The following is a 25,609-nucleotide window of genomic DNA, read 5'->3' as shown; positions in this document are numbered from 1 at the left end:
TTGTCCAAATGAAGCTGGTCCTAAAGAATTAAAAGGATGTCCTGATACAGATGGAGACGGTGTTGCTGATAAAGATGACAAATGTCCTACAGTTGCAGGTCCTAAAGAAAACGGTGGATGCCCATGGCCAGATACTGATGGAGATGGTGTTCTAGACAAAGATGATGAGTGCCCTACTATTGCTGGCCCAGCTAGCAACAAAGGATGTCCTGAAGTAACTACTGAAGCTTTAGACAATCTTAAAATTCAAGCTAGAGCAGTTTACTTTAATTCTGGTAAAGCAACTTTCAAAACTGGAGATGTTCCAGCTAGATTAGATGCAATGGCAGAAATCCTGAAAAATTATCCAAATGCTAAATTTAGCATTGAAGGGCATACAGATAGCGATGGTTCAGATGAATACAACCAAAAACTTTCTGAAGATAGAGCTAGTATCGTTAAAGAAGCTATGATCGAAAGAGGAATAAAAGCTGAAAACTTAAATACTGTTGGTTTTGGCGAAAGCACTCCAGTTGAAACAAATAAAACTGCTGCAGGTAAAGCTAAAAACAGAAGAACTGAATTGTTATTGCAAAAATAATATTGTTCAAAAATTTTTAGAAAACGCCTCGATTTATCGAGGCGTTTTTTTTATTTTTATAAAATGACAAATACTTCTTTTCTAGATAAAATAGCTTCGGTTTTAATCGCAAAATACGCTGACACTCTTTCCAATACGATTGTTGTTTTACCAAACAAACGAGCTAAAATATTCCTGATTGAAGCCTTAAAGAAACAAGTCGCAACCAACATAATTTCACCCGAAATTATAAGTATTGAGGATTTTGTTCAAAACATAGCTGGTATCCGCACTATAGATCCTATCGAATTATTATTCGAATTCTATGAAGTGTATTTATCTATTACCGCGACAGCAAATCAACAATCCTTTGAATTATTTGCCAATTGGGCCAAAACACTCCTGCAGGACTTCAATGAAATTGACCGCTATTTACTAGATCCATCCCATGTTCTTTCCTATCTAAAAGACATTGAAGACATCAAAAAATGGGGAATTGAAGTAGAAAACAAAACGGCATTATTAGAAAAATATATTGATTTTTGGAAACTACTGCCCAACTATTATCAATCATTGTACACTCATTTACTGAACAAGGGAATCGGCTATCAAGGATTAATCTATCGTGAAGCAGTGCATAACATAAATCATTTTTCGAATTCCCTACATGACAAAAAATTCGTCTTTGCGGGTTTTAATGCATTGAATGCAGCCGAAGAAAAAATAATCCAACACCTCATCGCTTCTGATCAAGCCAAAATATATTGGGACGCAGACCAAACCTTTCTCAATGATCCCTATCATGATGCTGGTTTGTTTGTACGACGTTTTAAAGAAAACTGGAAACATTATAAATTACATCCGTTTGAATGGATTGTAAATGATTTTTCTCAAACTAAAAACATTCAGGTCATTGGCACACCCAAAACAATTGGTCAAGCCAAAATAGCCGGGAGTATTATCGAGAATATCATCAATGAATCACAAAGCCTAGGAACTGATGGAACACTAGATAAAGTTGCTGTGGTTCTGGGCGAAGAAAATCTTTTGGTACCGCTTTTATATTCATTACCCTCAAGTGTTGGCGCTTTGAATATTACGATGGGATATTCCAGCAAGAACAATCCAGCGCAGATTTTGACTGCTAAATTATTCAAAATGCACACAAATGCATTGTCCAGAAATGCTAAAAGCTATGTCTTATACTACAAAGATATCTTAGATATTTTAACCCACCCTTTGGTGGAACCATACGCAAAAACCAGCGCGCTAGTCCAAACCATTAACCAAAATAATTATACTTTTATTACGCATCATAAATTGATGGAATTGAATGGAATTCCAAGTGAAATATTTCTTTTATTATTCCAAAAATGGGAAAAGGGTTCGATTCCAGTTTTAGAGACCATTTCAAAATTATTGCAAACCATCAAAGGAAATTTAAGCAACGACAACGAAGAAGAAAAAATCACCAAAGCTTTTGTTTTTGCTATTTTTAAAGTCATTAACAAACTAATTAATTATTATTCAAAGCACGAACATATCGATAAAATCGAAACTCTTTATGCCATTTATAAACAAGTTATTGATTTGGCCGAGGTTTCATTTGAAGGAGAACCGCTCAATGGTTTGCAAATTATGGGCGTTTTAGAAAGCCGTGTATTAGATTTTGAAACCGTTATTGTCACTTCGATGAATGAAGGGAAATTCCCGGCCGGAAAATCGCAAAATTCGTTTATCCCCTATGATGTAAAACGCGAATTGGGCTTGCCCACATTCAAAGAAAAAGATGCAATTTACACCTATCATTTCTATCATTTATTACAAAGAGCAAAGAACATTTATTTAATTTATAATACCGAGAGTGAAGGATTGGATGCCGGAGAAAAAAGCAGATTCATCACGCAACTGGAAGTCGAAAAACAAAAAAATCATACGCTGACTCACGAAATTTATAATGCCCTGCTACCCGAAACAGCGTATCAGCCTATGGTGATTCCAAAATCAGAACGTGTTATGCTGCGATTGAAAGAAATAGCCGAAAAAGGGTTTTCTCCATCGGCGATGACGAGTTATATCCGGAATCCAATTCAGTTTTATTTCCAGAAGATTTTACGCATCAGCGAAGTAGAAGAAGTAGAGGAAAATATTGCCTTGAATACCTTGGGAACTATTATCCACGAAACTTTGAAAGTTTTATACGAGCCTTTCATTGATAAATTTATATCAGAAAGTGATATTCTAAATTGTTTCAAACAAATAGATACAGAGGTTTTGAAACAATTCAAATTGGTGTACAAAGAAGGTGAAATCAAAAAGGGTAGAAATTTGCTGGCATTTGAAGTCGCCAAGCGCAATGTTTCCAATTTCCTGAAAGTGGAACTGGAAAGTATCAAGAATGGTGATGCAATAAAAATTATAGCTTTGGAACAAACATTCGAGCGAATTATAAATCATCCTAATTTGCCTTTTCCGGTATTGATAAAAGGAAATGTAGACCGGATTGAAGAGCGCAACGGAATCATTCGAATTATCGATTATAAAACCGGAAAAGTAGAAAAAGCAAGCGTTACACTGAAATCATGGAAAGGACTTACTGAAGATATTAAAAGCGACAAAATCATTCAGGTGCTGGCGTATGCTTATATGTATGAGCATGACGCTAAAGGAAAACCAATTGAAGCAGGAATAATTTCTTTTAAGAATTTAAAAGCAGGTTTTCTTGCGTTTAATTTTAAAGAAATCAACGAAATAAATGCAATTATAAATGAAGAAATATTAGGTAATTATTTAGAGCAAATGGTTCTTTTATTAAGCGAAATTTTAGATGAAAACATTCCTTTTGAAGAAAAACTAATTTAAACAAAATTCCCAATCAGAAAACTAGCCAATATCTTCGAATTTCACAAAAGCACCTTGACAATTAACATGTCAATAAGCACTTTAGCATGGGTTTTTGGCGGATTTGAAACCTTCAAATACGCCCTTATTATTTTTGGTTTCTTCATTAGCCTTTTGATAAAAGAAGTGAATGCTAAAAACGAATATCTGTTTTATTACAACAACGGAATCTCTAAATTGCATCTATTCATTTATGGTTTTCTGATGAATTTTGTTTTTTCGCTAATGCTGATTTTAGTCATTAATGTAGTATTGAAATTCGTATGACTAAAAATATTTTAGAAATAGATAGTATCCAAAAACAATATGAGGGGAAAAGTATAGTTTCTGATGTGTATTTGAGATGTGAAACTGCTGATATTATTGGGGTTTTAGGAAGAAATGGTTCCGGGAAATCGACCTTGTTAAAAATCATTTTCGGAATTGTAACTGCTGATTTTAAATTTGTTCGGGTAGATGGCGTCGTGAAATCAAAAACTAGTGATTTGCTAAACGAAATCAGTTATTTGTCTCAAGATAATTTTATTCCAAATTCATTTTCGATAAAAAAGACTATTCAATTGGCTATTGCCAAAGATAAATTACAGGATTTTTATGCTGACGATATGATTCAATCGATGATAGAGAAAAAAATAAAACATTTATCTGGCGGAGAATTACGGTATTTAGAAATTAAATTAATCCTGAATAATGCATCGAAATTTGCTTTACTAGACGAACCATACAATGGCTTATCACCAATAATGATTGAAAAAATTAATGAATTAATCACTGCAATGTCCAGCACAAAAGGCATTATTATCACGGATCATAATTATGAAAATGTGATAAAAGTCTCCACAAAACTGGCGTTTATGAAAGAAGGAAAAATGCGTCATTTAAAAGACAAAAGCGAATTGGTGGAAAAAGGGTATTTGAAACCTGGAATGATTTAGATGCTTTTGAAAAAAGCTAATAATACGTTCAACAATTCGTCTTGGTTTTCAATGTGACTCATGTGTCCGTCCGGAAAAGTCACCAGTTTCATGGCTGTGCCTTCTATCTGTTCTTTGGTTTCTTCGTAATTTAGAACCGGGTCTTTTTCGCCCAGAATCAAAAGTTTTGGAAAAGGTGCTAAATGCAACAACACTTCTCTGTCTTGTCGTATTTTCATACCTTCCAGTGAAGCAACGATTCCCTGAAGGGGTGTTTTTAAAGCTTCCTTCTTTACGCTTTCAATTACTGATAAAAGGCGCTCTCTGTTGTTTTCATTGAATAAATTCGCAATGGAAAGTGAGATAAAATTGACAAAAGATTGTTTTACTGCTTTTATAGCCCGATCTCTATTTGTTTTTCGTTCCTCGCTGTCGGCTCTTGCGGTCGAGTTTAATAAAACCAATCCTTTTATCGTGTCCGGATACAATTCGGCGAAAGCCAAAGCTACATAACCGCCCATAGAATGCCCTACAAAAATGGCTTTACGGATGCGTAGTTCCGATAAAACAGCGTGCACAGCATCAGCATTATCCTCCATCGTTTGCACGTAACTCAAACATTCCGTTTCGCCATGTCCCAATAAATCAATGGTGATGATGCGGTTTTTTTTAGCAAACTCCGGAATATAAAAATCCCACATGCCTTTATTTTCCAAGAAACCGTGAAGTAAGACAATAGCGGTTCCCTTCCCGGTATCGGAATAGGAGATGTTGGTATTTTTAAAGAGAATTTGTTTCAAGGTTTTTTGTTTAAAGTACTAGATTCAGCTAATTAATGTAACTTTATAAAAAAGACATTTCCGCCCTTTCGTTCAAATGCAACAAATGTTATTTATTTGCGCCTGACAAAACTTAAAAATAAGGAGCCCCGTAATCCGCGAACAAAGATACATAATCAGTGTACTATTTAGAACTAACTATAAAAAGCAAAATAGCAATTTTAGATTGAGACAAATCTGTCATAACCCAATAAGTAAAGTGCAATTGTAATTTATGTATTGAAAATCAATTCTTTACCGTGTTTTTAACAAAAAATCCGTCTGTTGATTGAACCAGACGGATTTTTAATACATAATGAGAATGTTTTATTATTCTATTTCAGAAACTCTCAGGGTGTTTACCATCCCCTTTTCCTTAATAGGCATTGCTGCTAAATTGATAAGGAAATCTCCTTTTTGTACAAAGCCTTTTTGTTTTACAATTTCATTTATGTCCGTTACGGTATCATCTGTGCTTACATCTTTAGTGTACATGAAAGATTTTACACCCCATAATAAATTAAGCTGAGTAAGGATTCTCTTATTTGAGGTAAACACTAAAATGTGTGCATTTGGTCTCCATGCAGAAATTTGAAATGCGGTATACCCACTATTTGTCAAAGTACAAATTGCTTTTGCTTTGATTACATTAGCCATGGAGGCAGCGTGGTGACAAATTGTTTTAGTGATAAATCGTTTTGTTTTTATCTGTGGCGTATTTTGTGGCACTTGGATTAGCGGTGAATCTTCTACAGCTTCAATGATTTGAGTCATTTTTTGAATTACCTGAACCGGATAATTTCCAGTTGCTGTTTCTCCCGAAAGCATTACGGCATCAGCACCATCCATAACGGAGTTAGCAACATCATTTACTTCGGCACGAGTTGGTGTAAGAGACGTAATCATTGTTTCCATCATTTGCGTGGCAACAATAACTGGAATTCTAGCCGTTTTGGCTCTGCGAATAAGTTCTTTTTGAACTAACGGTACTTCATGAGCAGGAAGTTCTACTCCTAAATCTCCTCTGGCAACCATCAGACCATCACAATAAGCAACAATTTTGTCAATGTTTTCTAGTGCTTCCGGCATTTCGATTTTGGCAATAATTGGAATTTTATGTTCTGAATGTTTGGCGATTAATTCTTGTAATTCTTGTAAATCTTGTGGTGTTTTCACGAAAGATAAGGCAATCCAATCTACATTTTGGCCAATGGCAAAAATGGCATCTGCAATATCTTTTTCGGTCATTGCCGGTAGGGATATTTTTGTATTAGGTAAATTTACTCCTTTTTTTGATTTCAATTCGCCACCTTGAATTACTCTTGCTATAACTTCTGATTTTTTATCCGTCTCCACAATTTCGAAAATGAGTTTACCATCATCAAGCAAAATTCTTTCTCCAGGATTTACATCATTTGGAAAGTTTTGATATTTCATGAATACTTTCTTAGCAGTTCCAAGAATATCTTCGGCAGTTGTAAATGTAATTAGATCCCCATCGTGTACGACGACACCTTCCTCCATAACTCCTACTCGAAGTTTTGGCCCTTGTAAATCGCCAAGAATCGCAGTTGTATAACCAAACTCTTCATTTAAACCTCGTATAAGGCTTATTTTTTCTTTTACATCATTGTAGTCCGCATGCGAGAAGTTTACTCGGAACACATTTACACCAGCTTCGATCATGTCTTTTATGATCTCTCTTGTACTGCATGCAGGCCCAAGTGTGGCTACAATTTTAGTTTTTTTGTTTGTAAGCATTTGTATTAAAAAATTAAATTGTTTTTAGATTTTATTTTATTTGTATCTACTATATAAACAGTAGATATGCTGTTTATGGTATTTAATAGGAGCTGCGTTTGGGACACGTTTATGGCATCTTCGTGATGTTCTATTTTTAAAAAATAATCTACTTTTTTAAATTCAGGAAGTAAAAAGACTTTTGTTGAAACTTCCATGGACACGTTAGAAAATAGATTTTGGTTATTTCCTTTATTATACTGGATGACCTCATTTTTATTTTGAATCAAATTCCAAGAAATACCGCTTTCGATGTCTTCATAATAAAATCTGGAAAAACCTGTTTCTCCTTCTTTAATATTAATTTGAATTTCACTTTTACTTTTACTAAGATTCACAGGCAGCATTTGATTAATAAAAAATGCCAAACGATAGTCCTCTAATGAAGTATGAATCGCAATAAGATAGTAATCTATTTCGTCAAATTCGCCCAGATCAAGTTTAAGAATAGCCATTTCATGAAAAAATAAGATGTAAATATAGTATTTCTATCGAAGTATTGACCGTTCAAAAGGTGATGTTTTTGTTAATTTATAAACGAAAACGATATAGTTTTATGTATATTAAATTATTTTCTGTCCATTTTTTCTTGAAATGCAAAATAAGCGCGTTGGGATGCTTTTTCTTCTGCTTTCTTTTTTGATGTGGCTCTTGCTTTAGCAATCACTTTATTGTCAATGCTAAGTTTTACACCAAACAGACGTTGCCCGTCAATGGCATTGTCCTCAAAAATATCATAATGAAATATTTTTTTTTCTTTTTGACACCATTCTATCACCAGACTTTTGTAGCTGATTACTTTTCCTTCGAGTCTTGCAATATCTACATAAGGCACTACTACTCTTTTTTGAATGAATTTTTCGCAATATACATAACCTCGGTCTAAGTAAATCGCTCCCACCAATGACTCAAAAATATTACCATGGATGTTCTCGCCAAAATGCTGAAGTGGCACTTTGCTTTCTATGTATTGCACTAAATTTAAGTCTTTCCCTAATTCGTTCAAATGCTCCCTACTCACAATTTTAGAACGCATTTTAGTCAAATATCCTTCGTCCCCAGCGGGTGCTTTATTGAATAGATGAGCCGCAATAACGGAGCTTAACATTGCGTCTCCCAAGAATTCTAACCGTTCGTAATTGATTGGATTTCCTAAAATATCAAGGCGATTAGAGGAACGATGGGTGAATGCTTTTTTATAAAAATCAAGATTTAAAGGGGCAAATCCTAAAATTTTCTGAATAGAATCAAAAAAAATCCCGTCTTCTGGAGAACGGGATTTTGAAAATATTTTTCTAATTATACGCATTTATAATTAGATTTCTAATTTTTTTACTAGTACACAAGCATTGTGACCTCCAAAACCGAAAGTATTACTCATCACTACATTCATTTCTCTTTTCTGAGCTTTGTTGAACGTAAAATTTAGTTTAGCGTCGATATTTTCATCATCTGTGAAATGATTTATTGTTGGTGGCACTAGTCCATGTTTTAAGGAAAGTATCGAAGAAATTGTTTCTACTGCTCCGGCTGCACCAAGTAAATGGCCTGTCATAGATTTAGTCGAATTTAAATTCATCGTGTAAGCATGTTCCCCAAAAACATGAAGTATTGCTTTAGATTCTGCCATGTCACCAAGTGGCGTAGAGGTTCCGTGCATATTCACACCATCTACATCAGTTGCTTGTAAACCGGCATCTCTCAAACAGTTTAACATTACATTTTTAGCGCCTAATCCTTCAGGATGCGGTGCCGTAATATGGTAGGCATCAGCTGACATTCCGCCACCGCCAATTTCGCAGTAAATATTTGCTCCACGAGCAATAGCGTGTTCGTATTCTTCTAGGACTAATGCGCCAGCTCCTTCGCCTAAGATAAAACCATCTCGATCTTTATCCATTGGTCTTGAAGCGGTTTTAGGATCGTCATTTCTGGTAGATAAAGCATGCATGGCATTAAAGCCTCCCATTCCGGCTATTGTCACCGCAGCTTCAGAGCCTCCGGTTATCATAGCATCAGCATGACCTAATCTTATATAGTTGAAAGCATCAATAATAGCATTTGTAGAAGAAGCACAAGCAGAAACAGTGGTAAAATTTGGACCTCTGAATCCGTATTTTATAGAGATATGTCCTCCTGCGATATCCGAAATCATTTTTGGAATAAAGAAAGGATTAAATTTAGGAGTACCATCACCTGCAGCAAAGTTCAACATTTCAATTTGAAAAGTTTCTAATCCTCCAATTCCAGAGCCCCAGATAACACCTACTCTGTCTTTGTCTAATTTTTCAAAATTGAAACCGGCATCTACAACCGCTTCATCAGAGGCAACCATAGCATACTGCGCATAGCGATCCATTTTTCTGGCTTCTTTTCTGTCTAAGAAATCTTCAGCATTAAAATTTTTCAATTCGCACGCAAATTGAGTTTTAAATTTTGAAGCATCAAAATAAGTTATTGGTGCTGCTCCACTAACGCCATTAATAAGTCCATTCCAATATTCTTGAATGTTATTTCCAATAGGAGTAAGAGCACCTAAACCTGTTACAACAACTCGTCTTAATACCATAAATTCTTTATTTTTTGTTATCTTTAAACAAATAAAACCCATGCTTTCTTTACTGTATTTTTACAAAAAGAGCCATGGGTATTACAATAAATATCTTTTTGATTGAAATCCAATCTCGAATTTAATTTCAAAATAATAATAACACCCGCTTACAAGATTGTAAACGGGTGCGTATTTATTATTTTTTTGCTTCCTCGATGTAAGAGATTGCTTGACCTACAGTAGCGATGTTTTCTGCTTGATCATCTGGAATTTGAATGTCAAATTCTTTTTCGAATTCCATAATAAGCTCAACAGTGTCTAATGAGTCAGCTCCTAAATCATTAGTGAAGCTTGCTTCTGTTACAACTTCGTTTTCGTCAACACCTAATTTGTCTACGATAATCGCTTTTACTCTTGATGCAATGTCTGACATAATCTTTAATTTTAGAATTTAATTTGTTGGCAAAAATAAAAAACTTTATTTGAAAACAACTATTTAGTTAATAAATGTGACAACTAAATTATGAAATTTATTTTAACAAAGCTGCCACAATGTTATTTATTTTCATTTTTTATCCCTTTTTTTGCATCATTAAAACAAGCTAGGTTATGAAAAAAATTGTCGTTTTTGCTTCTGGATCGGGTACTAATGCTGAAAACATCATAAAGTATTTTGCAAAATCTAAACTTGCAACGGTTCAAGCAGTCTTTGCAAACAGCTCCATCGCCAAGGTGCTTGACAAAGCAAAAAACCATGGCGTTGCAACGAATATTTTTACTAAAGAACAATTTATTGAAGGGGAAATATTACATAAAATAAATACAATTCAGCCTGATCTGATTGTTTTGGCTGGTTTTTTATTGAAATTCCCTGAAAATATCATCACATCCTATCCGGAAAAGATCATAAACATACATCCTGCCTTGTTGCCAAAATATGGTGGTAAAGGAATGTACGGGATGAATATTCACCGAGCCATTGTAGAAAATAATGAAAAAGAAACCGGAATTACCATTCATTATGTTAATGAAAATTATGACGAAGGAAATATTCTTTTTCAAAAAAAAATAATTTTATCAGGGCACGAAACTCCAGAAGAAGTTGCCCAAAAAATTCATGAATTGGAACAAAAGTATTTTCCGGAAGTGATTGAAAGATTATTAACTCATAATTTATAATTTTGAATTCTCACGACGTACACATATACACAGACGGTGCTGCTAAAGGCAATCCAGGTAACGGTGGCTATGGCGTTGTTATGGAATGGGTAGGAAAACCTTATAAAAAGGAATTCTATGAAGGTTTTCGTCGGACCACTAATAACAGAATGGAGTTGTTGGCAGTAATTGTAGGTCTCGAAAAGCTAAAAAATCCTAATACTACCGTTTTGGTGATTTCGGATTCTAAATATGTGGTGGATTCAGTAGTAAAAAAATGGGTTTTGGGTTGGGAAAAAAAAGGTTTTGCAGACCGGAAAAATGCTGATTTGTGGAAACGATTTTTAATTGTATATAGAAAACACAAAGTAGATTTTAAGTGGATCAAAGGCCACAACAATCATGTCCAAAACGAAAGATGTGATGCCTTAGCTGTTATGGCTTCAATGCAAAAACAACTTTCTATAGATGCTTTTTACGAAAGTACTTGTGAGTGATTATTATATTTGAGTAATTGCTAATTCGCTTTTTTTATATTTATTTGAAATCAAATCTTTGTTTATTGTGCTGTGAATGATTTTGGCTAGCGCTTCAATGGTTCTGATTTTTGCATAAGGACGGTGGTAAATAATACTCATTTCACGAACCGGAATAGGAGCGTTAAAAAAACTGACTTGTTTTTTTCTTTCGGTAGAAAGGGTGTTGTAATATAATTCGGGAATCAAAGTTAATCCGCCAAATTCGTCAATCATATTCAATAAAGTATCAAAAGAACTTGCTTCAAGTTTTAAATTTTCAACCATTTTTTCTTTTTTCTTTAAAGAACATAATTTAATAAATTGTTCTCTAAGGCAATGACCTTCTTCCAAAAGCCAGATTTTATGATTTCTAATTTCATCGGGTAAAATATAGTTCTGTACCGGGTCAATGTCGCCATACACCATTAAAGTTTCATAAAATAACACGATATCTTCAATTTCAGTGTCATGTAAAGGTGTCGCAACAATTCCCATGTCAAGTTGCCCTTCTTTCAGCTGTTTTGTAATGGAGTTGGTTGTTTGTTCTGAAATTTCTAGTTTTAAGTCAGGAAAGTTTTCTAAAATAGGTTTTAAAATTTTTGGAAGTAAAGAGTTTGCTATTGTCGGGATGATTCCAATTCTAATTTTTCCTTCAATTTTTCCAATACTCTTTTTGGCGTTGTCTTTTAAAAGCTGGCTATGAAGAACTACTTTTTTTGCATTTTCAATAGTTTCTATTCCAATTTCGGTTGTTTCAGTTGGATTTTTCTTTCGGTCAAAAATCACTATTCCAAGCTCTTGCTCTAATTTCTTGACCATTGCGCTCAATGTTGCTTGAGTTACATTGCAATACTCTGCGGCCTTAGTGAAATTTTTTAAGCGATCTACTGCAATTATATATTCTAATTGTTGGATATTCATATATAGATATTGTCTATAACAAAGATATAAAATTTCAGTTATGTCAATATGATTTTTGTCGATATTTTTGCATGAATTAAATAAAAAAATAATCTTATGAAACAAAAAGCATTAGTCTTATCAATAGCGATATTGATAACTCAGCTAACATTAGGTCAAACGTTGACAACAAATTCCGGAGCTCCAGTAGGAGACAATCAAAATTCAAAAACAATTGGACAAGATGGACAAGTCCTGCTTGAAGACATTCATTTGATTGAAAAACTAGCTACATTTGACCGCGAACGTATCCCGGAAAGAGTGGTTCATGCTCGAGGAACTGGTGCATTTGGAGAATTTGTTGCTGCCTCTGATTTTTCGGATGTTACGATGGCAGATTTCTTAAATAAAGCGGGTAAAAAAACACCATTATTGGTTCGGTTCTCAATGGTAATACATCAGGCAGGTTCTCCGGAAACGTACCGTGATCCTCGAGGTTTTGCAGTTAAATTTTATACTGAACAAGGAAATTATGATTTAGTAGGAAACAATTTGCCCGTTTTCTTTATCCGTGACGCAATGAAGTTTCCAGACATGGTTCATGCCTTTAAACCGTCCCCAATAACAAATGGCGCATCAGATCCGAACAGAGCATTCGATTTCTTTTCCAATGTACCAGAATCAACGCACATGTTTACTTGGGTATTTTCTGATTATGGAATCCCTGCTAATTTTCGCCAAATGGAAGGAAATGGAGTACATGCTTACAAATGGGTAAATGCGAAAGGCGAAGTAACCTACGTAAAATACAAATGGGTTCCGGAACAAGAAGTACGTAATTTATCGCAAGCCGAAGCTAATGCAATTCAATCCACACAAATTGAGCATGCTACTTTGGATTTGCGCAATGAAATTGAAAAAGGAAATTTTCCAAAATGGGATTTGTATGTTCAAATGTTGAAGAAAGAAGATTTTTTGGCTTTGGATTTTAATGCTGTTGATCCTACTAAAATTTGGCCTGAAAAAATTGCTAAACTGATAAAAGTAGGAACGATGACTTTGAATCAAAATCCATCAAATTATTTTCAACAAATAGAGCAAGCCGCTTTTTCGCCAGCAATTTTAGTTCCAGGTATTGAGCCTTCAGAAGATAAATTATTACAAGGGAGATTGTTCTCATATACTGATACACAACGCCATCGTTTAGGAGGGAATTTTCAACAAATTCCAGTAAACATGCCTAAAAACGGAGTGAACACCTACAATGAAAATGGGTATATGTCGTTGCGCCCTCAAACTGGTGATGTAAATTATCAGCCTTCAACAAATAAACCGGAGGTAAAGGATGATGCAAAATTCAAGTATTCAAAATCAGAATTTGCAAACGTAACTACTGCACAGTCAAAAATTTCGAAACCAAATGATTTTACACAAGCGGGAGATTTGTACCGTTCTTTTTCTAAGAAAGATCAAGATGCATTAATTTTTAATTTATCAGGTGCTTTAAAACAAGTAAAAAACAAAGTAATTGTTGCTAAGATGATTGCTCATTTTTATCAAGCGGATAGAGAATACGGAATGCGTTTAGCAAAAGAGCTTAAAATGGATCGTAAAGAATTAGAATCTTTAATGATGCAATAATTGTAAGGAAACTTAATAAAGGAGCGTTTTTAGCGCTCCTTTACTATTTAAATTTTAAAAAAATGAAAAAAATAATTTTCACCTTATTGATTTTAATTTCTGGTTTTTTGAATGCGCAAAACAGAGATGTTTTTGAGGCGGCAAGGACCAATGATCTAAAAACGATTGAAAAATTTGTACAGGAAGGGAATGATATAAATTTATTAAATTCCTCTGGTTATAGTTTGCTTATTCTGTCGGTTTACAATAATAATTATGAGGTTGCAACGTATTTGATTTCGCAAAAAGCAAATTTAGATATTCAGGATTCCTCCGGCAATTCCGCTTTGATGGGTGCGTGCTTTAAAGGGTATTCTTCCTTAGCAGAATTGTTATTGGCACACAAAGCAAGTCCAGACATAATAAATTACAATAAGGCAAATGCGTTATTTTTTGCTGCCACTTTTGGTCAGGAAAAATGTGTGGAAATTTTGTTGAACTATAAAATTAATACGCATCAAACAGACATTTTTGGAAAAACAGCTTTGGATTATGCGGTGAACCAAGAAAATGAGGCTATTATTGACTTATTAAATAAAAATATTTTGGTTAAATCATAAATTCAAATAAGGATAACAACTCTAATAATTATGGCGTAAATTAGTCTAAAACTACCTCTTAATTTGGCAAAATTTTACACCTCAGACTCTTTGCAACTTCACAAGTTATACCCTATCTTTGCGCCTTAATTTGAAACTACATAAATGAATAAATTATTGATTGTTGGAAGCGTTGCTTTTGATGCTATAGAAACGCCTTTTGGCAAAACGGATAAAATTTTAGGTGGAGCTGCACCTTATATAGGACTTTCGGCTTCTTTTTTTAATTTACAATCTGCCATAGTTTCTGTCGTTGGCGATGATTTTCCACAAGAATATTTAGATTTATTGACAGCAAGAAACATTGATATTTCTGGACTTGAAGTAGTAAAAGGTGGAAAAACGTTTTTTTGGAGCGGTCTTTACCATAACGATTTGAATTCAAGAGATACATTAGCAACGGAACTTAATGTTTTGGGTGATTTTCAACCGAAAGTCCCTCAGAATTTTAAAAATGCCGATATAGTAATGTTAGGAAATTTACATCCATTAGTACAAAGTAGCGTAATTGACCAAATGGAAACTAAACCAAAATTAGTGGTGCTCGACACTATGAATTTTTGGATGGATTGTGCTTTGCCTGAATTATTGGATGTGATGAAACGTGTTGATGTGATTACAATCAATGACGAAGAAGCAAGACAACTTTCGGGAGAATATTCTTTAGTGAAAGCGGCCGCTAAGATCCATAATATGGGGCCTAAATATGTAGTAATTAAAAAAGGTGAACACGGAGCACTTTTGTTTCACAATAAAGAAGTTTTCTTTGCGCCAGCACTGCCATTAGAAGAAGTTTTTGATCCAACAGGAGCAGGAGATACTTTTGCAGGAGGTTTTGCAGGATATTTAACACAGAGTGAAAACATCTCTTTTGAGAATATGAAAAATGCGGTTATATACGGTTCTAATTTAGCCTCATTTAGTGTGGAGAAATTTGGAACGGAACGGATGGTTAATTTAGATAAAGAGGAAGTTGTGTCCAGATTAAAACAATTTAAATCATTGACACAGTTTGACATAGAATTATAATACATGGAAACCTCGGAAACGGGTTTTTTTTGTTAAAAAAATATAAGAGATACTATCTGGTTTGATTATTGCCCACATATAAATCAGTCCAATTCATTTTTTAGAATAACACAACAACAAACAACAACACAATGAGCGACGCTTTACAACACGAATGTGGAATAGCACTAGTTAGACTACTCAAACCGCTTGAATTTTACAAAGAGAAATACGGAACGGCTTTTTACGGAATACAAAAAATGTATCTCCTTATGGAAAAGCAGCACAATCGCGGGCAAGACGGAGCAGGTTTTGCAAGTATTAAAATGGATGTTGAACCTGGTGAGCGATACATAAGTCGCGTGCGATCAAACCATTCGCAGCCTATTCAAGATGTATTTAAACAAATAAATGAAAGAATAAATGAAGAGATGGCAGCTCATCCTGAATATGCGGATGATGTAGCGCTTCAAAAAGAGAATATTCCTTACCTAGGCGAATTGTTTTTGGGTCATGTGCGTTATGGAACTTTTGGGAAAAATAGTATCGAAAGCGTTCATCCATTTCTGCGTCAAAGCAATTGGATGCATCGAAATCTGATATTGGCCGGGAATTTCAATATGACCAATGTGAAAGAACTTTTTCAAAATTTGGTAGAATTGGGTCAGCATCCAAAAGAAATGGCAGATACGGTTACGGTTATGGAAAAAATCGGACATTTTCTGGACAAAGAAGTGATGCAGTTGTATCAGGATTGTAAAGAAGAAGGTTTGTCTAAAAGAGAAGCTTCTCCTGTAATTGCCGAACGCTTGGATATTGCTAAAATTTTGAGACGTTCTTCTAAAAATTTAGATGGAGGATATGCTATGGCTGGACTTTTAGGTCACGGTGATTCATTTGTCTTTAGAGATCCTGCCGGGATACGTCCAGCTTATTTTTATCAAGATGACGAAGTAGTTGTTGTTGCTTCTGAAAGACCGGTTATACAAACCGTTTTCAATGTGCCTTTCGAAAAAGTTCAAGAAATAGAACCTGGAACTGCATTAATAATTAAGAAAAACGGTACGGTTTCCATGGAAGAGATTCTTCCTCCAACAGTAAAAAAAGCCTGTTCTTTTGAACGAATTTATTTCTCAAGAGGAAGTGATGCTGAAATATATCAGGAAAGAAAAACATTAGGAAGACTGATACTTCCGGCGGTGTTAAAATCAATTGATCAAGACACAGACAATACGGTTTTCTCTTATATTCCAAATACTGCCGAGACGTCTTTCTACGGATTGGTGGAAGCAGCTCAAGATTTTCTGAATCAAAGAAAGAACAATTATATTCTTCAAAATAGAAATACCTTAACTAAGGAATCATTACAAGAACTCCTTTCTGTCAAAATTCGTACGGAGAAAGTAGCGATTAAAGATGCAAAACTTAGAACGTTTATTACAGAGGACAGCAGCCGTGATGATTTGGTTGCCCATGTGTATGATGTTACGTACGGCGTCATAAAGCCAACGGATAATTTAGTAATTATCGATGATAGTATTGTTCGAGGTACAACCCTGAAAATGAGTATCATCAAAATGATGGATCGTTTGAATCCAAAAAGAATTGTAATCGTATCCTCTGCACCGCAAATACGGTATCCGGATTGTTACGGTATTGATATGGCAAAACTAGAAGGATTAGTAGCTTTTAAAGCCGCTTTAGAATTGCTAAAAGAAAGAAACATGTATCATATTGTTGATGAGGTATATGTGAAATGTAAAGCACAGGAAAACTTCAATGACACCGAAGTTATCAATTATGTAACAGCAATATATGCGCCTTTTCAACCGCAAGAGGTTTCGGATAAAATTGCACAAATGTTAAGCTCACCGGAGATAAAGGCCGAGGTAAAAATCATTTTCCAAACGGTAGAAGATTTGCATATTGCCTGTCCTAAAAATTTAGGGGATTGGTATTTTACGGGTGATTATCCAACGCCAGGAGGAAATAGAGTCGTTAATAGGGCTTTTATGAATTTTTATGAGGGGAAAGATGCTAGAGCATACTAATAATTGGTGCTGATAAGGTTTTAATCGGTTTTCCATGTTATTCATCTAATTTATTTGTAAGGGTAGTAACAACTAGTATAAATTTGAATCACCATAACATTAGTAGGTTAAGGTTATGGTAAATTTGGGGCAAAAAAGGTGGAAGAGATTCCACCTTTTTTATTGGAATGAAGTCTGAAAAAAGAGCATAGAAGAAAGAGAACAGAATAAAGAAAATAGAAAAAGACAAATAAGCCAAGAGTTTATTCGTCTTTTTTGTAGTAAAATGTGGGCGAACTATAAGGCATAAAAAAAACTATTTCTCTAAAGTAAATCTTCTTGATACTTGAGTGTTTTTGCTGTGCCTTTTAACTAAAATTTTATGCCGCAAGCCAAAGAAATATTTGTGATGGTATCTCCATTTGAATCAATTTGAAAACCCGCGCTGGGGCCGGTGTATATTTTATTAGAAATAGAATAGTTATAAAATAGTTGAAAAGTACCTCCAAGAGCTACGGTGTTCTGAGGGTTTTCATTACCAATAATAGTAATTGGCACATTAAATCCGGTTCCGGCGGCAGGAAATATAGTATTTATATCGTCAGGGGTAGAAGATGATTGGTAGCGTACTAATGGTCCTAGTCGTAGGCCTAGGTCATTTTTTTTATTTCTAAAAACACTCAATCCAATTTTACCAGCTAATTGAATTCCTGCTGTAGTAAATCTATACGATCCATCAATGTTTTTTCCAAAATTGTCAGTGTAGTATAAAGCGCTAGAGCCATAGTGAATGCTTGTTCCAATTTCTATAGTGTAGGAGACTTTTTTTCTGAAATAGTGCGTATAACTCGTATTTAATGTTAAACCAGCAAGATCGCCACTACCATGCAACCCAGTACCCATATCTACTTGTAAGGATTTGTTTAATAGTGCTGTAGTGTCTTGAGCACAAAGTAATGCTGGAAGAAAGAATAATAATAGGGCTATTGATTTCATGTGTTGAACTGTTGTGTTTTATTATTTTCTTCGTTTTATATTAGCATAACTAATATTGTAAACTTGATCAATATTATCAGAAAATTGGATGGTTGCTAATCCAAGGTCATTATCTCTGTCTTCTGAAGGGATATTTATTGTAGTTGTTGGGCCATTGCTACCTGCTGGTGGTGGAATTGAAACAGTTATAGATGCAGATTTCCCTCCATCTCTTTCTATCCATTTTTCATACATCCAGTTTCCAAACGTACTAGTGTTCCAATTGCCTACAAAATGGTTGTAGTCATACCATTTATTATCTTTAAAATTAGATCTTTTTCTTTTGGGAAATTTTCTATTACTAATGATTACACCATTAGCACTCATTACAACAATTGTAAATTCTAGTTTGCCACTAGTCCAAGGTTCAACTTCATTTAAATCAGTTACTTGTATGATGCCAGCATACTCAGCTTGTCCTTGGGTTCTTAATGATGTGTTAACTGCTACTGGAATAAATGAAGGTAAATCTGTGTAAGATAAAGAATAATCGTTAGTGTCTTCTTCTAATCCTATTACCCAAACATCATTTTCCCACGCAAAATCCTCAGTAATTTCACCATGGTATTGCAATGTTCCATCATTTTGAATAATGTAGCCTGATGCGGTAAATGAGGGGGTTAAATCGGAGTCGTATATGCCTATTACTAATGGCTCTCCATTACTAGTCCTAAATCTTTTTTTATAAGCTATATTCTCGATAGTTTCGGCTTGTGGATAGAAAAGCAATGGCTCTATACCTCCATTTATCTTCATCATATTTGATCTTAATACTGATAATGAGTTAGCAAATTCACTTTTTTTTGATTTATATTTCTCAATAATTGTTGAAAAATAGACATTGTAATCTCCATGACTTTGTTTTAAGCATTCCGTTAAAATGAATGATTTAAATTCAGAATCATTACTCATACTTAAAATTGTAGTAATAGCCTCTTTTTTTAACTGAGTTAAATTTTTAGTTAATTGTTGTTCCGGTATGATATCGTTAGTTGGCTCTGAGCAACTATTTAAGAACGGAACAGAACAGAACAGAACAGAACAGAATTTTTTTGATTTTTTTCATGACTAATATTTTATGGTTAATATTTGTAAGTGAAATTACACTAAATTTATTCTAAAAATATTTTTTTTAACATAAAAATAACACTATTTATATTATTTTTAAAAACCATGTGCTTCTTTGTTAGTGTTTTAAGATTATAAGTCACTACAAACTGTCATTGTTGTTTAAAAGAATTGAGCCGTATTTATAAAGTATAAAACTGTGGAATAGGAAAGTACTGCGAAGACAATATTTGTAGAAAAACTCTAAATAAACTGAGTAAAAACTAGAGTGATAAAGTTTATAACTTTTATTTTTAGAGTTACTTTTTTATTGGAATAAAGTGAGGTAAAAAGAAAGTAGAAGGAAGAGAATAGGAAAAAGACGAATAGCCAAGAGTTTATTCGTCTTTTTTGATAGAAAGTGTGGACAATCTATGAGGCATAAAAAAATAGACAAATTAACTTTTAAGTTATTTTGTCTATTCTCTATATTCTATTCTCTTAAAAGACTATTTCTCTAAAGCAAATCTTCTCGCCACTTCCGTCCAGTTAATTACATTGAAAAAGGCTTCGATATAATCTGGTCTTCTGTTTTGATAATGCAAATAATAAGCATGTTCCCAAACATCCATTCCTAAAATTGGAGTTCCGCCACAACCTATGCCTGGCATTAATGGATTGTCTTGGTTAGGAGTTCCGCAAACCTCAACTTTACCTCCTTTATGAACACAAAGCCACGCCCATCCAGAACCAAATTGAGTTGCTCCAGCTTTGCTGAACGATGCTTTAAATTCTTCAAAAGTTCCAAAAGCAGCTTCAATTGCAGCCAATAAATCTCCAGTTGGAAGTCCGCCACCATTTGGCGTCATTACCGTCCAAAACAAATTATGATTGTAAAAACCACCACCGTTATTACGAGCAGGCATGTTTTTCATGTCAAGATTAATCAAAATATTTTCGATCGTCTTTCCTTCCATATCCGTTCCTGCGATAGCAGCATTAAGATTGGTAGTATACGCATTGTGATGTTTCGAGTGATGAATTTCCATCGTGCGGGCATCAATATAAGGTTCTAATGCGTCATACGCATAAGGTAATTGTGGTAATTCAAAAGCCATAATATGATTGTTTAATGATTTATAAATATTTTATCCAAATTTAATCATTTAACTTTGGAAATAGAAATTCTATTTCGTTATAATTTCATTAAATTAATTAATAGTGCGCTCTTTAGAGTTGTAACATACTTGTTTTCAATAGCTATTTACTTCGTCTGTTCCAATCTTTTATCCACCGAAAAGGCGCATAAAAAGGATTTTTACTTCAAACAAAGTTCACCGAACTCCTATAAGAGTAAAAGTTAGGTGAAGTAATCAGGGCTAAAAAACGACTGTGCTTTAAGGTATCATTCTGTTTTAAATACATGTTTTGGAACCGAAATATCCAAATTACGACTGCGCCATCGCCATACAAACAATACTGATTTTTGCACCCGGTATTTTAAGTATAGCCCGGGAACAAGCTTCTAAGGTGGCTCCGGTTGTAATAACATCATCAATTAAAAGGAAATGTTTGTTGTGATTTTTTTCAGTAAAGGAAACATCAAAAATAGATTCGATTCCTTCCGTTCTGCCTAGTAAATTTTTCTTGGATTGCGTTTTTGAATACACATTCCGAATCAAAAGTGAGTCATTGTAAGCTACATTTAAACGAGTGGAAAGTGCTTTTCCAAAAGCAGTAACTTGGTTGTATCCCCTTTCTTTTAGTTTCCTTCGATGCAATGGAACTGGAATAATTTCATTTACAGTTGTTAATAATTCAATGTTTTTCAAATCCTCGGCGTACCATTCCCCAAGAATTGTTCCTATTTCTTCGTGTCCTTTGTATTTCAAATTATGAATAAGCACTTGGACAATTCCCTTTTTATGAAAATAAAACAAAGCAGAAGTATGCACGACAGGAATTCGTCCGTAAAATTTTTTGAAAGCATCATTCTCTGGATTCAAATGATGATTGGTCAACGGAATATCGTGTCTGCAAACCGTACAAATCACATTTTCGTTCGCAATTAAAAAGGCGTTGCAACCGGAACAGACCTTTGGAAAAAAAAGATTAATAATGCTTTCAAACATGTAATCAGGGATTTGTTTATAAAAATAGACAAAACAATGCTTCAATCTTTAACAATTTCCTTTTTTTTAAGTTCACTTTTTATATTTTTGCAGTATTATGGCAAAACAAGAAGATTTATTTAAGAATGTAATTTCGCATGCAAAAGAATACGGATTTATTTTTCCGTCAAGCGAAATTTACGATGGTTTAAGTGCAGTCTATGATTATGCACAAAACGGAGTAGAATTAAAAAAGAACATACGCGAATATTGGTGGCGCGCCATGGTTCAAATGAACGATAACATTGTAGGTCTTGATGCCTCTATATTGATGCACCCAACTACCTGGAAAGCATCGGGTCACGTAGACGCGTTCAATGATCCATTGATAGACAACAAAGATTCAAAAAAAAGATATAGAGCCGATGTTTTGATTGAAGATTATGCTGAAAAACTCAACATAAAAGCAATCAAGGAAATCGAAAAGGCAAGAGTGCGTTTTGGTGACACCTTCAATGAACAGGAATTTGTGACTACAAATCCTCGCGTTATAGAGTATAAATCCAAAGAGAGAGAAATTCTGGAACGATTGGGACGTTCTTTAGGAAATGAAGATTTGGAAGATGTAAAAGCATTAATCGAAGAACTGGAGATTGCTTGTCCGGAAACGGGTTCCAGAAACTGGACCGAAGTGCGTCAGTTTAACTTGATGTTTGGTACCAAATTAGGCGCATCCGCAGATACAGCAATGGATTTATATTTGCGTCCGGAAACGGCACAAGGTATTTTTGTCAATTTCCTAAATGTTCAAAAATCAGGACGAATGAAAATTCCTTTTGGGATTGCACAAACTGGAAAAGCGTTTAGAAATGAAATCGTAGCCCGACAGTTTATTTTTCGTATGCGGGAGTTTGAACAAATGGAAATGCAATTTTTTGTGCGTCCAGGCGATGAAATGAAGCATTATGAATTCTGGAAAGAAGCCCGCTTGAAATGGCATTTATCACTTGGTTTAGGAAGAGAAAATTATCGTTTTCACGATCATGAAAAATTAGCCCATTATGCCAATGCAGCGGCTGATATTGAATTTAATTTCCCGTTTGGATTCAAAGAGTTAGAAGGAATTCACTCCAGAACTGATTTTGATTTGAAAGCACACGAGCAGTTTTCCGGCAGAAAATTACAATATTTTGATGCTGAATTAAATCAGAATTACGTTCCTTATGTAGTGGAAACTTCAGTTGGATTAGACAGAATGTTTTTGGCTGTTTTTGCCACTTCATTAAAAGAAGAAACATTAGAAGATGGCTCCACAAGAACTGTTTTGAAATTACCTTCGGTTCTGGCTCCAACTAAAGCAGCAATTTTGCCATTGGTAAAAAAAGACGGATTGCCAGAAATCGCACATAAAATCATTGACGATTTGCGTTGGGATTTTAATGTGACGTATGATGAAAAAGATGCCGTAGGAAGACGCTACAGAAGACAAGATGCGCTTGGAACGCCGTTTTGTATCACAGTAGATCATCAAACTATCGAAGATCAAACGGTTACTATTCGTCACAGAGACACGATGAAACAAGACCGTGTAGCGATTGCAGATTTAAAATCTATTATTGAAAATGAAGTTTCAATGAAAAACTGGCTGATGAAAATATAATTATTTGTAGTCTATATTCAAAAAAAGCTTCTCGATTGAGAAGCTTTTTTGTTTAAAATCGGTATCCTAACGTTATTCCGCCACGTCCTACTATCTCTGGACTATTATCACTAAATAAATTGCGTCCTATTCCAGCATTAAATTCAAAGACGAATCCTTTTCTATGAATCCATTTGGATCCAAGACCAAAACCAAGTGCGAAATCAGCTCCTACTTCATCTGCTACAAAATTAGTTATTGTCGTTCCATTATCGTAATAGTATGTTGTGTAGCCGTGATCTATATATGAATTTAACATTGCAAAACCTTCTACAAAAAATCCAGCAGCTGGTTTTTTTCCAAAATAAGCGCGGTAGTATGGAGTAAGACTAAAGTTAGTGTCAAATTCATCTTCAGCCACAAAAAAGAGTGAAATTCCTAATCCAGTATCCTCATTAATTAGTCGTTCATAAGTTAATTCTACCGCTCCTAGAACTAAAAATAGCGCATTCCCTTTTAATTCATTTCTTTGAAAATCGATTGTTTCTTTTTCTTGGCTAAAACCAAATAAAGAAGAAGTTAAGCAAATTAAGACAAATAATTTTTTCATAGTTTTTGTTTTTTGGAATAAAAGTAAGATAAATTTTTAAAAAAAATATTTTTAACAGTTACTTTTTGGTGGTTAATTCGGACAAAGTTATTATCAATCGACATTCATACTCTTTGAATCATCAGCACAACAAGTAACAGCTTCACTTTAGGAAAGTTTTTATGCTGACAACTAGAGGTGTTTACGAAATGAATTTAAATTCAAACGTCTATTAAAACAGTAATCATGTTCTTAATCGGATAAATCTGCATTTCATCTTAATGTATCAACATTTGTTAAAAACATATTAACAAGACCTATAAAAAAATAGTTAAATGCTTATTTTTAGAATGTTAAACACAAGTATTTTAGTCATTTTTTGATATTATTGTTTCATTAAATTGCTAAAACACCCCACCTAATTTAATAAACCAAAGTATATTTTGCTTTGGAAATCGGATGTAATGCTTAACAATCCCAGGAAAAGCAATTGATGAATTATTCGTACATTATTATTGACGACAATCAAGAAAGTGTTTTGAAAACAAAAGGCATTGCTGATGGTTTTTCAGAACTAACTTTTGTGGCCTCCGCAAATAATTATACTGATGGACTACATCTAATTTTAGAACATACGCCACAATTAGTTTTTCTTGAAATCGATCCTGTTGATACAACTAGCAATTTGTCTTTGGCATTGATCAATGAATTGCACCGTTACCTAAAAATAATTCCTAAAATTATTATTACCACCCGTAAAAAAGAGTTGGCTTTTGAAGCAATACAATATGAAGTGATGGATTATTTATTAAAGCCACTGGTACCAATCGATGTAATAAAATTGATTTTAAAATTAAATAAATCGGAAGTCGAAAGCGAGGTTGCTTTAAATGAATCGATCATCCTTGAAGAAAAGCCAACGTTCCTGCCACAACCTGAAACAGTACATCAGGGCCAGTCACTCACTTTGTGCATTAAATCATATGGGGATTATCGCTATATTGATGCAAAAGACATCTGTTACCTTAGAGCCGATAATAATTCAACGGACATTCATTTAAATAACGGGGAAATGATTACGGCTTTTAAAACATTGAAACATTTTGAAGGGGTATTGTCATATCCCTTTATTAGGATTCACAACAGTTATATTGTAAATAGGAACTATATTTCCAGAATTCACAGCGGAAATTCTGTGTGTTACATAAAAAACAGTACCGTAAAACTTCCTTTTTCTAAGTCTTACAAAACAAACATCGACCTTATTATCTCTGAATTTGCTAACGGAAATTATTTAGAAATCTAAAATTGTCCGTTCACCCAGATTTAATACCCATTCACTATCATTCGGGCAGGTTCTACCATATACCCTTTTTTTTGTAGGAAAAAATTAAGTTGTCTGTGTAGATTTACAAAAGAATTCCACGCTAATGTGGTTCTAGAAAAGTAAAATCAAACAACAATATAAAATTCCCAAATTATGAAAAAAGCAATTTTAACAATCGGATTATTTTCTTTAGTAATGGTATTAACTTCATTTACTTCAAATGAAGAAATTACTTCAACAACAAAAAATGATAACAAAGCAGAAGTTTTCAAAATTGAAAACGTACAACTAAATCTTGCTGGAAATGGATCAACAAGTCAGGGGAATAAGAAAATGGACTAACAAAATATTAGTAAATATATTGATTTAAGAAAGCTGTCAAATTTTTGGCAGCTTTTTTTATGCTAATACGTTTATTTTCTTAT

General features: G+C 34.1%; 25 protein-coding genes. 13 read left to right on the top strand and 12 right to left on the bottom strand.

The features are described from left to right. The 4 genes from EKL96_RS14460 to EKL96_RS10300 form a co-directional block, all read left to right on the top strand. A partial coding sequence (locus EKL96_RS14460) for an OmpA family protein (protein ID WP_233579292.1) occupies positions 1-580 on the top strand: 580 nt, incomplete at its 5' end. Positions 581-643: 63 nt separating this feature from the next. Continuing rightward, positions 644-3,421, top strand: coding sequence for a PD-(D/E)XK nuclease family protein (locus EKL96_RS10310; RefSeq protein ID WP_126461810.1), 2,778 nt, complete (start codon positions 644-646; stop codon positions 3,419-3,421). A 66-nt stretch (positions 3,422-3,487) separates the two neighbouring features. After that, positions 3,488-3,727 (top strand): hypothetical protein, encoded by a 240-nt coding sequence (locus EKL96_RS10305; RefSeq protein WP_126461807.1) that lies wholly within the window; start codon positions 3,488-3,490, stop codon positions 3,725-3,727. Continuing rightward, positions 3,724-4,395: an ATP-binding cassette domain-containing protein gene (locus tag EKL96_RS10300; RefSeq protein WP_126461804.1), complete on the top strand. Its 672-nt coding sequence runs from the start codon at positions 3,724-3,726 to the stop codon at positions 4,393-4,395. The genes EKL96_RS10305 and EKL96_RS10300 overlap by 4 nt, the downstream gene beginning before the upstream one ends. Here the strand turns inward: EKL96_RS10300 and EKL96_RS10295 are convergent. The 6 genes from EKL96_RS10295 to EKL96_RS10270 all read right to left on the bottom strand — a co-directional run bounded on the left by EKL96_RS10295 (position 4,392) and on the right by EKL96_RS10270 (position 9,976). Continuing rightward, positions 4,392-5,174, bottom strand: a complete 783-nt coding sequence (locus EKL96_RS10295; protein WP_126461802.1) for an alpha/beta fold hydrolase — start codon at positions 5,172-5,174, stop codon at positions 4,392-4,394. The genes EKL96_RS10300 and EKL96_RS10295 overlap by 4 nt on opposite strands. Before the next feature lie 348 nt (positions 5,175-5,522). After that, positions 5,523-6,953, bottom strand: coding sequence for a pyruvate kinase (gene pyk / locus EKL96_RS10290; RefSeq protein WP_126452737.1), 1,431 nt, complete (start codon positions 6,951-6,953; stop codon positions 5,523-5,525). A gap of 5 nt (positions 6,954-6,958) precedes the next feature. Further along, a complete protein-coding gene (locus EKL96_RS10285) occupies positions 6,959-7,447 on the bottom strand; it encodes an IPExxxVDY family protein (RefSeq protein ID WP_126461799.1) in 489 nt (162 codons plus the stop codon). Between the two features lie 113 nt (positions 7,448-7,560). Further along, positions 7,561-8,301: a ribonuclease III family protein gene (locus EKL96_RS10280; RefSeq protein WP_126461796.1), complete on the bottom strand. Its 741-nt coding sequence runs from the start codon at positions 8,299-8,301 to the stop codon at positions 7,561-7,563. A 6-nt stretch (positions 8,302-8,307) separates the two neighbouring features. After that, positions 8,308-9,561: a beta-ketoacyl-ACP synthase II gene (gene fabF, locus EKL96_RS10275; protein WP_126461793.1), complete on the bottom strand. Its 1,254-nt coding sequence runs from the start codon at positions 9,559-9,561 to the stop codon at positions 8,308-8,310. 178 nt (positions 9,562-9,739) lie between these two features. Then, positions 9,740-9,976, bottom strand: a complete 237-nt coding sequence (locus EKL96_RS10270) for an acyl carrier protein (RefSeq protein WP_007137004.1) — start codon at positions 9,974-9,976, stop codon at positions 9,740-9,742. Between the two features lie 176 nt (positions 9,977-10,152). Between EKL96_RS10270 and EKL96_RS10265 the strand changes: the two genes are divergently transcribed. Together EKL96_RS10265 and rnhA are read left to right on the top strand one after the other, a co-directional pair. Further along, complete coding sequence (locus tag EKL96_RS10265) at positions 10,153-10,722, top strand: phosphoribosylglycinamide formyltransferase (protein ID WP_126461790.1); 570 nt, start codon at positions 10,153-10,155, stop codon at positions 10,720-10,722. Between the two features lie 2 nt (positions 10,723-10,724). Then, positions 10,725-11,198, top strand: coding sequence for a ribonuclease HI (gene rnhA, locus EKL96_RS10260; protein WP_126461787.1), 474 nt, complete (start codon positions 10,725-10,727; stop codon positions 11,196-11,198). A gap of 3 nt (positions 11,199-11,201) precedes the next feature. Here the strand turns inward: rnhA and EKL96_RS10255 are convergent, their stop codons facing one another. Continuing rightward, entirely contained in the window at positions 11,202-12,140 is a 939-nt protein-coding gene (locus EKL96_RS10255; protein WP_126452727.1) for a hydrogen peroxide-inducible genes activator, read from the bottom strand. 96 nt (positions 12,141-12,236) lie between these two features. On the opposite strand from EKL96_RS10255, the gene EKL96_RS10250 reads away from it, so the two are divergent. The 4 genes from EKL96_RS10250 to EKL96_RS10235 all read left to right on the top strand — a co-directional run bounded on the left by EKL96_RS10250 (position 12,237) and on the right by EKL96_RS10235 (position 17,457). Continuing rightward, positions 12,237-13,760, top strand: coding sequence for a catalase (locus EKL96_RS10250; RefSeq protein ID WP_126461784.1), 1,524 nt, complete (start codon positions 12,237-12,239; stop codon positions 13,758-13,760). Between the two features lie 62 nt (positions 13,761-13,822). Beyond that, the gene (locus EKL96_RS10245) at positions 13,823-14,359 is read left to right on the top strand and encodes an ankyrin repeat domain-containing protein (protein ID WP_126461781.1); all 537 of its coding nucleotides are present in this window, start codon (positions 13,823-13,825) and stop codon (positions 14,357-14,359) included. A gap of 144 nt (positions 14,360-14,503) precedes the next feature. Continuing rightward, entirely contained in the window at positions 14,504-15,427 is a 924-nt protein-coding gene (locus tag EKL96_RS10240) for a PfkB family carbohydrate kinase (protein WP_126461778.1), read from the top strand. A 131-nt stretch (positions 15,428-15,558) separates the two neighbouring features. Then, a complete protein-coding gene (locus EKL96_RS10235; RefSeq protein WP_126452719.1) occupies positions 15,559-17,457 on the top strand; it encodes an amidophosphoribosyltransferase in 1,899 nt (632 codons plus the stop codon). 351 nt (positions 17,458-17,808) lie between these two features. Here the strand turns inward: EKL96_RS10235 and EKL96_RS10230 are convergent, their stop codons facing one another. The 4 genes from EKL96_RS10230 to EKL96_RS10215 all read right to left on the bottom strand — a co-directional run bounded on the left by EKL96_RS10230 (position 17,809) and on the right by EKL96_RS10215 (position 21,650). Continuing rightward, positions 17,809-18,432 (bottom strand): hypothetical protein, encoded by a 624-nt coding sequence (locus EKL96_RS10230; RefSeq protein ID WP_126461775.1) that lies wholly within the window; start codon positions 18,430-18,432, stop codon positions 17,809-17,811. A 21-nt stretch (positions 18,433-18,453) separates the two neighbouring features. Next, a complete protein-coding gene (locus EKL96_RS10225; protein WP_126461772.1) occupies positions 18,454-19,383 on the bottom strand; it encodes a hypothetical protein in 930 nt (309 codons plus the stop codon). 644 nt (positions 19,384-20,027) lie between these two features. Further along, positions 20,028-20,636: a superoxide dismutase gene (locus EKL96_RS10220; protein WP_126461769.1), complete on the bottom strand. Its 609-nt coding sequence runs from the start codon at positions 20,634-20,636 to the stop codon at positions 20,028-20,030. 330 nt (positions 20,637-20,966) lie between these two features. Beyond that, complete coding sequence (locus EKL96_RS10215; protein ID WP_126461765.1) at positions 20,967-21,650, bottom strand: ComF family protein; 684 nt, start codon at positions 21,648-21,650, stop codon at positions 20,967-20,969. Between the two features lie 97 nt (positions 21,651-21,747). On the opposite strand from EKL96_RS10215, the gene EKL96_RS10210 reads away from it, so the two are divergent. Beyond that, positions 21,748-23,289, top strand: coding sequence for a glycine--tRNA ligase (locus EKL96_RS10210; protein WP_126461762.1), 1,542 nt, complete (start codon positions 21,748-21,750; stop codon positions 23,287-23,289). 52 nt (positions 23,290-23,341) lie between these two features. Here EKL96_RS10210 and EKL96_RS10205 read toward each other — a convergent pair whose 3' ends face one another. After that, the gene (locus EKL96_RS10205; protein WP_126461759.1) at positions 23,342-23,878 is read right to left on the bottom strand and encodes a DUF3575 domain-containing protein; all 537 of its coding nucleotides are present in this window, start codon (positions 23,876-23,878) and stop codon (positions 23,342-23,344) included. Between the two features lie 472 nt (positions 23,879-24,350). Here EKL96_RS10205 and EKL96_RS10200 point away from each other — a divergent pair, with 472 nt between their 5' ends. Continuing rightward, positions 24,351-25,163, top strand: a complete 813-nt coding sequence (locus tag EKL96_RS10200; RefSeq protein ID WP_126461756.1) for a LytR/AlgR family response regulator transcription factor — start codon at positions 24,351-24,353, stop codon at positions 25,161-25,163. A 174-nt stretch (positions 25,164-25,337) separates the two neighbouring features. Further along, on the top strand, positions 25,338-25,526 hold the full coding sequence (locus tag EKL96_RS10195; protein ID WP_126461753.1) for a hypothetical protein: 189 nt from the start codon (positions 25,338-25,340) through the stop codon (positions 25,524-25,526). Positions 25,527-25,609: the final 83 nt, after the last annotated feature.

The organism is Flavobacterium sp. LS1R10, from assembly GCF_003968825.1.
Lineage (GTDB): Bacteria > Bacteroidota > Bacteroidia > Flavobacteriales > Flavobacteriaceae > Flavobacterium.
The sequence above is the reverse complement of the archived record's forward strand: the minus strand, read 5'-3'. Positions and strand labels throughout refer to the sequence as shown.